Genomic DNA, 2,394 nt, shown 5'->3' with positions numbered 1-2,394 from the left:
CATCGCAACACACGTCGTGCAGGCAGCCGGACGCCTGGACATTCTGGTGGCCAACCATGCCTACATGACCATGGCACCGCTGCTCGACCACGATGACGCCGACTGGTGGAAGGTGGTCGACACCAATCTGAGTGGCACGTTCTTCCTGGTGCAGGCGGTCCTGCCGCACATGCGCGCCGCGGGTGCCGGACGCATCGTGGTGATTGCCAGCGAGTGGGGGATCACCGGGTGGCCGGAGGCCACCGCCTATGCGGCCGCCAAGTCCGGGCTGATCTCATTGGTGAAGACGCTTGGCCGCGAACTGGCGTCCGAACACATCATCGTCAACGCGGTCGCCCCTGGCGTCACCGACACCCCGCAGTTGCAGGTGGACGCCGAGGCTGCCGGAGTCGACCTGGAAGCGATACACCAGCACTACGCATCATCGATACCATTGGGCCGCATCGGATTTCCCGATGAAGTAGCTGCCGCGGTCGAGTTCTTATCCGACTTCCAGTTGGAGGCGGTGGTCGGTCAGGTGATTTCGTGCAATGGCGGCTCAACACGGTCGAGAGCATGACGGAGGGAACAGAGTTGCATAGCCAACCGTATGTAGAGACGGCGCCAGGAATCCTGGGCCAGGTCGATGCGCGGGCGGTGCCGCGCTATGCCGGCATTGGGACCTTCGCGCGGTTACCCCTGCGCCATGAAGTCGATGACTACGACATCGCCGTGGTGGGTGTGCCCTTCGACAGCGGGGTGACCTACCGTCCGGGCGCCCGCTTCGGGCCTGCCGCGATCCGCCAGGCGTCCCGGCTGCTGAAGCCGTATCACCCCGCGCTGGACGTGGCCCCGTTCGCCGCGGCGCAGGTCGTCGACGCCGGTGACATCGCGGCCAACCCGTTCGACATCGATGCCGCTGTCGAGGAGATCCGCGCCGGCATCCACGGACTGCTCACCCGACCCGAGCAGCGGGTGGTCCTGCTCGGTGGGGACCACACCATCGCGCTGCCGGCGCTGCGGGCCATCAATCAGGTGCACGGCCCGGTGGCGTTGGTGCACTTCGACGCCCACCTCGACACCTGGGACACCTACTTCGGCGCACCCTGCACCCACGGCACGCCGTTCCGGCGCGCGTCCGAGCAGGGACTACTGGTCAAGGACCACTCCGCACACGTGGGGATCCGCGGCTCGCTGTATGACCGTGCGGATCTCCTCGAGGACGCCGAACTCGGCTTCACCGTGGTGCACTGCCGCGATATCGACCGCATCGGTATCGACGGCGTGACCGAGCGGGTGCTCGACCGAGTCGGCGAGCATCCGGTGTACGTGTCCATCGACGTCGACGTGCTGGATCCGGCGTTCGCACCGGGCACCGGCACGCCCGAGATCGGCGGGATGACCAGCCGGGAACTGGTGGCGGTGCTGCGGGCGATGCGGGTCTTGAACATCGTCGGCGCCGACGTCGTGGAAGTGGCACCGGCCTACGACCACGCCGAGGTCACCGCCGTCGCCGGCGCCAACCTCGCCTACGAGCTCATCTCGCTTATGGTCGGTTCATGAGTCAAATACGTTGGCCCGACGGCAAAACAGCGGCGGCGTCCTTCACATTCGACGTGGACGCCGAGTCGGCCGTGCTGTGGGGTGCCCCAGGAACTCTGGAGGCCGTCGGCGCGCGGATGAGCGTGATGAGCCATCAGGCCTACGGTCCGCTGGTCGGCATACCCCGCATCCTGGACATGCTGGAGCGCCACCAGATCGCCTCGACGTTCTTCGTGCCCGGCCATACTGCCGACCGCTACCCGGAGGCGATCCGCAGCATCGTGGCCGCCGGACACGAGATCGCCCATCACGGATATCTGCACGAGCAGCCCACCGCGTTGACCCTCGAAGAGGAGATCGACGTCATCGACCGGGGTCTTGCCGCCCTGGCTGACGTCGCCGGGGTGCGGCCCACTGGCTACCGGGCGCCGATGTGGGATCTGTCGTGTCGCACACCCGCGCTGCTGGCCGAGCGTGGCTTCCTCTACGACTCGAGCCTGATGGACGCGGATCACCCCTACGAGCTGGCGATCACACCCGGTGCGGACCAGTCGCTGGTCGAGATCCCGATCCAGTGGGCGCTCGACGACTGGGAGCAGTACTGCTATCTGCCCGACATCTCGGGCAGCGGCCTGATCGAGAGCCCGCGCAAGGCGCGCGAACTGTGGCAGCTGGAGTTCGACGGTCTGCGCCGGGTCGGCGGCTGCTGGGTGCTCACCAACCATCCGTTCCTGACCGGCCGGACATCGCGCGCCGCCGAACTCGACGACCTCATGCGTTACGTGCTCGATCATGACGACGTGTGGACGACGAATCTTGGTTCCATCGCCGAACACGTTCGGACACTGGAACTTTCACCACGCAGCATCACAC

3 protein-coding genes are annotated in these 2,394 nt (G+C 66.5%); all 3 read left to right on the top strand.

The window, feature by feature from the left end; translation table 11 throughout:
- On the top strand, positions 1–559 hold a 559-nt coding region (locus tag ACRDUX_RS13335; RefSeq protein WP_526414504.1), incomplete at its 5' end, for an SDR family NAD(P)-dependent oxidoreductase.
- A complete protein-coding gene (gene speB, locus ACRDUX_RS13330) occupies positions 556–1,542 on the top strand; it encodes an agmatinase (protein ID WP_526414503.1) in 987 nt (328 codons plus the stop codon). The genes ACRDUX_RS13335 and speB, both read left to right, overlap by 4 nt.
- Positions 1,539–2,394: polysaccharide deacetylase family protein (locus ACRDUX_RS13325; RefSeq protein WP_526414502.1), on the top strand; the 856-nt coding region annotated here is incomplete at its 3' end. The genes speB and ACRDUX_RS13325, both read left to right, overlap by 4 nt.

It is taken from the genome of Mycobacterium sp. (assembly GCF_050701675.1).
Taxonomy (GTDB): domain Bacteria; phylum Actinomycetota; class Actinomycetes; order Mycobacteriales; family Mycobacteriaceae; genus Mycobacterium.
The sequence above is the reverse complement of the archived record's forward strand: the minus strand, read 5'-3'. Positions and strand labels throughout refer to the sequence as shown.